Annotated in this window: 12 protein-coding genes; 8 read left to right on the forward strand and 4 right to left on the reverse strand. The window is 40.0% G+C overall.

Translation table 11 applies throughout. The annotated features are described in order from the left end of the window. Positions 1-363, forward strand: a 363-nt coding sequence (gene infC, locus B4F08_RS02575) for a translation initiation factor IF-3 (RefSeq protein WP_291372976.1), incomplete at its 5' end; no start/stop codon positions are given. A gap of 89 nt (positions 364-452) precedes the next feature. On the opposite strand, the gene B4F08_RS02580 is transcribed toward infC, so the two are convergent. Next, complete coding sequence (locus B4F08_RS02580) at positions 453-1,091, reverse strand: class I SAM-dependent methyltransferase (RefSeq protein ID WP_119064918.1); 639 nt, start codon at positions 1,089-1,091, stop codon at positions 453-455. A 119-nt stretch (positions 1,092-1,210) separates the two neighbouring features. Here B4F08_RS02580 and B4F08_RS02585 point away from each other — a divergent pair, with 119 nt between their 5' ends. The 3 genes from B4F08_RS02585 to B4F08_RS02595 all read left to right on the forward strand — a co-directional run bounded on the left by B4F08_RS02585 (position 1,211) and on the right by B4F08_RS02595 (position 2,669). Further along, positions 1,211-1,831: a glutathione binding-like protein gene (locus B4F08_RS02585; RefSeq protein ID WP_110975526.1), complete on the forward strand. Its 621-nt coding sequence runs from the start codon at positions 1,211-1,213 to the stop codon at positions 1,829-1,831. Positions 1,832-1,945: 114 nt separating this feature from the next. Further along, positions 1,946-2,239, forward strand: coding sequence for a hypothetical protein (locus B4F08_RS02590; protein WP_086210013.1), 294 nt, complete (start codon positions 1,946-1,948; stop codon positions 2,237-2,239). A 1-nt stretch (position 2,240) separates the two neighbouring features. Continuing rightward, a complete protein-coding gene (locus tag B4F08_RS02595; protein WP_086209841.1) occupies positions 2,241-2,669 on the forward strand; it encodes a YqaA family protein in 429 nt (142 codons plus the stop codon). Positions 2,670-2,770: 101 nt separating this feature from the next. Here the strand turns inward: B4F08_RS02595 and B4F08_RS02600 are convergent, their stop codons facing one another. Both B4F08_RS02600 and B4F08_RS02605 read right to left on the reverse strand, forming a co-directional pair. Continuing rightward, on the reverse strand, positions 2,771-3,502 hold the full coding sequence (locus tag B4F08_RS02600; RefSeq protein ID WP_086209840.1) for an energy transducer TonB: 732 nt from the start codon (positions 3,500-3,502) through the stop codon (positions 2,771-2,773). Between the two features lie 105 nt (positions 3,503-3,607). Next, the gene (locus tag B4F08_RS02605; RefSeq protein ID WP_291372983.1) at positions 3,608-4,861 is read right to left on the reverse strand and encodes an MFS transporter; all 1,254 of its coding nucleotides are present in this window, start codon (positions 4,859-4,861) and stop codon (positions 3,608-3,610) included. A 221-nt stretch (positions 4,862-5,082) separates the two neighbouring features. On the opposite strand from B4F08_RS02605, the gene rpmI reads away from it, so the two are divergent. The 4 genes from rpmI (at position 5,083) to B4F08_RS02625 (ending at position 6,812) form a co-directional block, all read left to right on the forward strand. Then, positions 5,083-5,277: a 50S ribosomal protein L35 gene (gene rpmI / locus B4F08_RS02610; RefSeq protein WP_004278281.1), complete on the forward strand. Its 195-nt coding sequence runs from the start codon at positions 5,083-5,085 to the stop codon at positions 5,275-5,277. A gap of 11 nt (positions 5,278-5,288) precedes the next feature. Further along, positions 5,289-5,648, forward strand: coding sequence for a 50S ribosomal protein L20 (gene rplT, locus B4F08_RS02615; RefSeq protein ID WP_004692276.1), 360 nt, complete (start codon positions 5,289-5,291; stop codon positions 5,646-5,648). Positions 5,649-5,918: 270 nt separating this feature from the next. Continuing rightward, on the forward strand, positions 5,919-6,470 hold the full coding sequence (locus tag B4F08_RS02620; RefSeq protein ID WP_291372992.1) for an adenylate kinase: 552 nt from the start codon (positions 5,919-5,921) through the stop codon (positions 6,468-6,470). Between the two features lie 129 nt (positions 6,471-6,599). Next, positions 6,600-6,812 carry a KOW motif-containing protein gene (locus B4F08_RS02625; protein ID WP_291372994.1) on the forward strand — a complete coding sequence of 71 codons (213 nt, stop codon included), beginning with the start codon at positions 6,600-6,602 and terminating at the stop codon, positions 6,810-6,812. A gap of 63 nt (positions 6,813-6,875) precedes the next feature. Here the strand turns inward: B4F08_RS02625 and B4F08_RS02630 are convergent. Next, the coding region (locus B4F08_RS02630) for a hypothetical protein (protein WP_291372996.1) at positions 6,876-7,854 on the reverse strand (979 nt) is incomplete at its 5' end.

Raw genomic sequence — 7,854 nt, forward strand, 5'->3', positions numbered from 1 at the left:
GCTGAACCGCCTGTTTGTAAAATCATGGACTTCAACAAGCATTTGTTTGATCTAAAGCAAAAGCAGAAAGAAGCGAAGAAAAAACAGCATCAAGTACAGGTGAAAGAAATCAAACTCCGCCCGGGTACTGATGTTGGTGATTACAACGTAAAACTACGTGCAATCACTAAGTTCCTTGAAGAAGGCAACAAAGTAAAAATTACCCTTCGTTTCCGTGGTCGTGAAATGGCACACCAACAACTTGGTTTGGCTCAATTACAAAAAGTTGAAGCAGATGTGGTTGAAGTGGGTGTTGTAGAACAAGCACCGAAAATGGAAGGTCGTCAAATGGGTATGTTGCTTGGTCCTAAAAAGAAAAAGTAATAATCTATTGATTAAAAAAAGCACTGCCTATGCAGTGCTTTTTTATTACCTAACGATGAACCATTTTTAATAAACTGCATCTAATCTAGCTATAAAGTAACTTGAAAAGCACATAAGCCATCTATTTCAAGTGCAATTTCAACATTACCAAAGCCACTATTCTTTAGGCTCTCAATGTGTTCATGTTTATTCATATATAATTCTCGATTACCCATCTGTCCATCGGGTTCAGCAAGATGGTCAGTGATGAAATATGTACCATTAGGCTGAATTACATGTTGCGCAATGCTTTTATGAAAATCGTTGGTATATGCTTTATGGCGAAGTTCATGTAAAGCCTGATGAATGACAACATAATCAAAGCGTTGATTAAGAAGGGCGGTATACCAGTCCTGCTGTTTAAAATCAGCGATGATGAAATCTACAGACGTATAAGCAATAGTAGCTAAACGTTGTTTGGCTAAGCTATGCATGGCTACTGAAAAATCGACGGCGGTATAATTGATATTGGGGCGTCTATCTAGAAGTTCATATGCCAAGAAACCTGGCCCTGAACCTAGTTCTAAAATACGAACATCAGGCTTTGGGTGGCTTAGAATTTGTGAAATATAGTGTTTGAAGAACTCTAACCGGTAAGGACGTTTAATATTCGCTTCTTTTGCCCATTGAGTCGCTTCAAGCGGGTCTTTTAAATTGATCGGGCTTGGAATATCAATGATTTTATTCATTTTGTTGGGTGGTTTTTATTCAAATATGTGCTAAATAATATATAAAATTACATAAAAATAATCACGTTTAATTATGATATCGTGTATCTAAAATAAGCGAATAAACTTAGGAAATAAGAATGATTGATTTGTACTATTGGGGAACACCCAACGGACATAAAATTAGCATCGCATTAGAAGAAATGGGTTTGGAGTATCAAGTCTTTCCCATTAATATTTTAGAAAATGACCAATTTCAACCTGATTTTCTTCGTATTTCACCTAACAATAAAATTCCTGCGATTGTGGATCAAGATGGCCCCAAAGGTGAAGCTATTTCGGTGTTTGAGTCAGGAGCAATTCTGCAGTATTTAGGGCGTAAAACAGGGCAGTTTTATCCACGGGATGAGCAGTTCCGTGTTGAAGTTGAGCAATGGTTAATGTGGCAAATGGGTGGTTTTGGCCCTATGCTTGGACAGAACCATCATTTTAGTAAATTTGCTCCTGAACGTATTGCCTATGCAACTGAACGCTATGTTAATGAAACCAAACGTCTATATGCTGTATTAGACAAGCAACTTTTTGGGCAAGATTATGTGGCAGGAGAGTATTCAATTGCAGACATGGCGATTTTCCCATGGATTTTGCGTTATGAATGGCAACAAATTGATTTAAATGATTATCCTAATGTCAAAGCTTATATGGAGCGTATTCAAGCACGCCCTGCAGTACAACGAGCACTGGCGATTCGAGTTAATTAGGTACAAAAGTAATGACTTGAATTGTGTTAAGCTTAGTGCCTTCAAGGTATAAGCCATTCTTTAAAGCCACCGGTGGGTGGCTTTTTTGTTGAAAGTTGTTTGGACATCAGCGTAATGAAAAAAGAGTTTTTCCTCAATTTAACCCGCATTATTGAAGCGAATCCTAAAATCTATCTCAGTATTATTGTGGGGATTGCTGGATGTTTGATGCTTTTTGTAGCTGAAGCGGTACACATTCAAAAAATCATTGAACTGCTCAATACCAAAGATCAGGCGGTACTCCGTGCTGCAATTGAACCGATTGCCGATAAGTATTCATGGTCACGTTGGTTTTTGTTGATTTTAACATTGGTCTGGTCAGGCTACACCTATAACTCAACCAAGAAAAAACTGGGTTTAAAATCATAAAATGATGTGGACCTTAGGACTGCTTTTCCTTTCTGCTTTTGGAGCTGCGACACTGCTACCGTTACAGTCAGAGGCAGTCTTGGTGGGATTGTTGGCTCAGACGCAGTATCCAGTTTGGTTACTAGTGGCTGTCGCCAGTTTAGGCAATGTTCTAGGTAGTTGTGTCAATTGGTGGCTGGGTCTTAAAGTTGAGCAATACAAAAACAAAAAATGGTTTCCAGTCTCAGAGCAAAAGATGTTGCAGGCACAGGGCATTTATCAAAAATATGGTTTTTGGTCTTTATTGCTTAGTTGGGTGCCCATCATTGGTGATCCGATTACTCTGATTGCAGGATTGCTCAAAGAAAACTTTGTTCGTTTCTTATTGATGGTGAGCATTGCAAAAATAGGGCGTTATCTTTTTGTGTATTGGATGTTTAGTCAATTCTAATCGGTCTTCAAATGCTGTCATTGACCAACAGATTTTTAATGGTTTTTAGGTTTGTAAGAAGTCAGGACACGAGCTATCGAAAACTCGTGTCCTTTTAGATTTTAGTGACAAGACTCAAGGTCAAATTCAATCACATCTTTAAATTTAGATTTTTTATAGAGCCACAATGTGCTTGCTGTGCGTTTAACACTGACTTTGCTATTTGCAACGGCTTGTAAAACTTGTTGATCAAGCTCGTAAATACCTGAACCTTTGGTAATTTTGGGCTTCTTAATGTTACCGTGTTTATCGGCTTTAAAGCTAAATTTAATTTGACGGTCATGACCATTCAACTGCGTTGAATCTAGCGCAAGCGTAGGTTGAGCCTGATATTGAAAAGGCACTTTTTGTTGCTGTTGTTGCGCAAGCCAGTTCTTAGAGTCAAAGGTGTAGTTACATGCTTCGGCGTCATCTGGCGTTAGTTTTAAATTAAAAACTTGATAACCAATGACGGCAGAAGCAGTATCATCTTCAACAAAAGGTTTTACTTTGGCTTGAAGCACAGCATTCACCAACTTTTCATCCAAAGCTTTGAGCCCAGTACTTTCCTGTACGGTGGCTTTGGTCACATCGCCTGTTTCATCTGCATAGATACGAATAATCGCTGCACGGTTTTGCTGATTTAAATCGCTATTTTTATATTGGGGTTTGGGAAAATCGACCCATTGAATACGCGTGGTCAAATGTGCTGATTGAGCTGAACTTTTTTGAATGGTGAGTTCTAATGGTGGCTGAGCTGCATGGCTTAAATGAACGGGCAATGTTGATAATGCAAGCAATAAGAGTGGTTTCATATGATCAATTTCTTTTATAACGCATCCAGTGCGTATGACTTAAATAATGGTTGCGAGTATTTCCTGAATTGAAAAGACTCGCAAGTTATATTGTTAAATTAAAAACTATTTCTGCTCGGCTTGAGTAATGTCGACGCCAAATAAGTCTTTGGTTTTAGCCCAACTCAGTGCGACCACCAATAAGGTCATGCTGCCGCCAAAAACTGTTGCAATCACAGGACCTAAATATTTAGCTGCAAGACCTGACTCAAATGCCCCTAATTCATTACTACTCGATACAAACATACCGTTTACTGCCGCAACACGACCTCGCATATTCTCAGGAGGATAAATTTGTAAAATGGTCTGACGGATTACCACTGAAATACTGTCGCAAGCCCCTGTCATAGCCAGAGCAAACAAAGACAGCCATAAGGAGTTTGAGTAAGCAAACAAAAGTGTAAATAGCCCAAAACCTGCAACAGCAAGTAGCATATTGCGCCAAGCATGTCGGGTGGGTGGAAAACGAGTCAGCGCAATCATGGTGATAAGCGCACCAATTGACGGTGCTGCACGTAAATAGCCTAATCCTTCTGGACCAATTTTTAAAATATCTTCAGCAAAGATAGGGAGTAAAGCAATCACACCACCGAACAGTACCGAGACTAAGTCGAGTGAGATGGCCCAAAGGACGATTTTAGTTTTAGCAATAAAGCGAAAGCCTTCACCTAGGCTTTGCAGCACATGTTCTGTTTCAATTTTAGGAAACGTGCGTTTACTTAAAAGATTGATGAGTAAAAAGCACAGACCAAGTAGCACTGCTACACTGATTAAACTGGTTTCACGACCTAAAAAAGCCAACATCAACCCACCCAGCATCGGGCCAATAATCACCCCACTTTGCCAACCAATGGTGGTCCATGTGGCGCCGTTGGCATAAATGTCTCGTGGAATTAAAAAGGGTTTGAGTGATGTTGCAGATGGATTATAGAAACCTCGAATCGTTCCTAGACCAAAGATCACGGCATAAACACCCCATGACAGGGTGGAGAGTTCAATTTGCTTTAAGCTATAAGCATGAAATAACCCCCATAAAACCAAGGGTAGTGGAATGGCACAGAATAAGCAGATTTTCATGATACTTTGTTTATTAAAACGATCCGCAAAATAACCACCCCATAAGGAAAGTGCAATAAAGGGGATTGCTTCTGCTAAACCAATTAAACCTAGAGTCAGTGGATCTTTAGTGAGGGTGTACAAGGAGTACGCCACAATAATTTCCTGAATTAAAATGGCAAGCGTCAGGCAAAATTGATTGAGTGTAACAATCGAGAAGTCTCGATAGCGGAGCGCAGCAAACGCATCCTGTTTGACGTTCATAAGGATACAATATTAGATGGATGAGGCATTATACGGCTTGGATGTGCGTGTGTTTATAAATTCATCGCTTAAAGCTTATCGGGAAATAGACTAAGCTTACTTTTATTGTTGATTATTTGCTTTTGTTTTAGACAAAATTCGATTAGAATATTCGCTCCCTTACCTGCAGGTCGTTTTGCAATGGTGCAAACGTTCCGAACAGGTGTTCAAAAGAGGTTGTTATGCCTAAGATGAAAACTCGCCGTGGTGCAGCTAAGCGTTTCAAAGCGACTGCAAACGGTTTCAAGCGTAAACAAGCGTTCAAACGCCACATTTTGACCAAAAAATCTGCTAAGCGTATTCGTCAATTACGCGGCTGTGTAATGGTTCACGTGAGTGACGTTGCTTCAGTTCGTCGTATGTGCCCATACATCTAAGGAGATTATAAATGGCTCGTGTAAAACGTGGTGTACAGGCTCATCGCCGTCATAAAAAAATTCTTGCTCGTGCTAAAGGTTACTACGGCGCTCGTTCACGCGTATATCGCGTAGCGTTCCAAGCAGTAATCAAAGCGGGTCAATACGCTTACCGTGACCGTCGTCAGAAAAAACGTCAATTCCGTGCTCTATGGATTGCGCGTATTAATGCTGGTGCTCGTCTAAATGGTTTATCGTACAGCCGTATGATCGCTGGCTTGAAAAAAGCTCAAGTGATTATCGACCGTCGCGTACTTGCTGACATCGCTATGCATGACGCAGTTGCATTTGCTGCTTTAGCTTCTAAAGCTAAAGATGCATTAGCTGCATAAGTCTTTAAGACTTAAAAAAAGACCGCTTTTTAGCGGTCTTTTTTATTGCCTATTCTTTTAATCCCATTGAGAGTTTTGATGTTTCAAAATTAGAGCGTTATAGGTATTCATCAAAAACTAAAAATATTCCATCGGGCGGGTGAGCGTTGGATATTATGATTATGTGATTTGAGCGGGATGCATCAAAGCAAATCATAGACTAGACATTAGCGTGTGATACAACCATGATGATGTATAGCGAAAAAGCTTGGATTGGAATTGGATACAACAATGAAAAGAATAAACGTAGTTGGTACATCAGCCACGGGCAAATCGACCTTTTCCAGAGCTTTGGCTGAGAAGCTAGGCTTGCATTATATTGAATTAGATAACTTATTTTGGTTGGATGATTGGCAGGAATGTCCAGATGAAGTATTTTTTGCCAAAATTGAGTCTGAAACACAAAAAGCGACACAAGGTTATGTCATTGATGGTAACTATACCCGAGCCATTCCTGTGAAATGGGCGGAAATTGATACGGTTATTTGGTTGGACTTACCATTTCCAGTCAATCTGTATCGTTCTGTGAAACGTGCTGTTCAACGTGCATGGGCGCAACAAGATTTATGGGAAAACTCCAATAATCGTGAAAGCCTCTTGCGTATGTTTGGTCGTGATTCAATCATTTGGTGGATGGTGAAAACCCATGCTAAAAATAGAAAAAAATATTTAAACATGATGCAGATGCCCGAATATCAGCATATAAAGTGGATTCATTTAAAGACACCAAAACAGGTGAGTCGTTTTTTAGACCAGTTGGCTATTGAAAAGCATAACGTTTAAATCGAAAAAGAGCAGTGCCTACTCAGCGATCAAGGCGAACCATTAAGCTTTAGTTACATAAAACTGCTTTAATCTCAAAGGTGCTCGATGCCTAATAAATAAAAAGACTAAAAAGAAAAGGAGCAGGATATGCTTGTAGAGATTACAGGGATGGGACAAGGCAGTATTGCTGTAGAGTTACAAATGGTTCCAAGGAAAGGGGAGTCGGTCAAAATTATGTATGGGCCTGATGCAGAGCTAGAAGGCGAGGTGGTTTCAGTCAATCATTATATTAATCAACATGCCGATGAACATAAAATACAAATTAAGATCCGGCCTTTTAATTATTTAATTACAGCATGATTCAGTGTGGTGAAATAAAAAAGCGCCCACGGATAAGTTTGGCGCTTTTTATATTAGCGGGGATTATAACCCAAAGTAATAGCCCAATACGCAAATTAAAAGTGTAATCACAATTAAAGCAAACACCCCAGTTTTTCCTGATTTATGGTGTGTTTCATGATGCTTGGTCTCTATTGTATTCAATTTAGGCGTTGAATGATTGTGAGCATCCAGTGGTGTAGTCGTGTCTTTGGCTGTGAGCTGCGCGGTTTGATAGTGATTGGCTACTTTCACGATGAACTTTGTACTTAAATCATCAAGCTTTTGCTCAAAATGACGTAGGTTCAATTGCTCATCTGGCGTGAGCACTTGGCCTTCTGCACTGTAAGGATGTTGAATCTTGGTTTGGATCAATGCTGATAGGGCATCTAAACGATACAGCGTTTGATGTGCATAATCAGCAGCGTAGTCTGTCGGTAAAAGTGCGAGACGGTGGGCTGTATCTGTGGCATCTTGTTGTCCATAGTAAGGTAAGTCTACCGTCTCGGGTTCGACGAAACCTTGTGCAAATGGTGCACTAAAGAGTTCTTTTTCGGTAAAGTTTTCGATTTCATCCCATTTCGGCGTTTGTAAGTCCGCTTCAATGCGTTTGCTGAGTTTATGATTCAGTTCAAAACGCCATAAATTTTCGCTACGGATTGAGCTTTGTTGTGCCTTTGGAACTATAAAATCGTGTTCAGCGCTGTACCACTCAGCCAGTTCTTTACCGAAAATCCAAGCTGTTTTTTGCTGTGCTTGATGGCTCACAATAATATGTGGGGTCGCAAGCAGTTCAATATTTGGGTTGGGGTTCTTTTCATCTGCTAGCAATGTTGAGCTATGCAGACTGAGCTGTTTGACGCCTTGTTTTTTTAAGGCTTCAAGCCACACTTGAAAATGCTGAGCCAGTAAATGTTGGCTATTTAGATCACGAAACTGAAAGCAATGTCGGTCAAAAATGGCATGTTCTAACCAACGTTGGAAACTTAGGTTGTGGCGCAAATATTCATTGCCATAAGTAACT

This window comes from Acinetobacter sp. UBA6720 (assembly GCF_002454215.1).
Taxonomy (GTDB): Bacteria; Pseudomonadota; Gammaproteobacteria; order Pseudomonadales; family Moraxellaceae; genus Acinetobacter.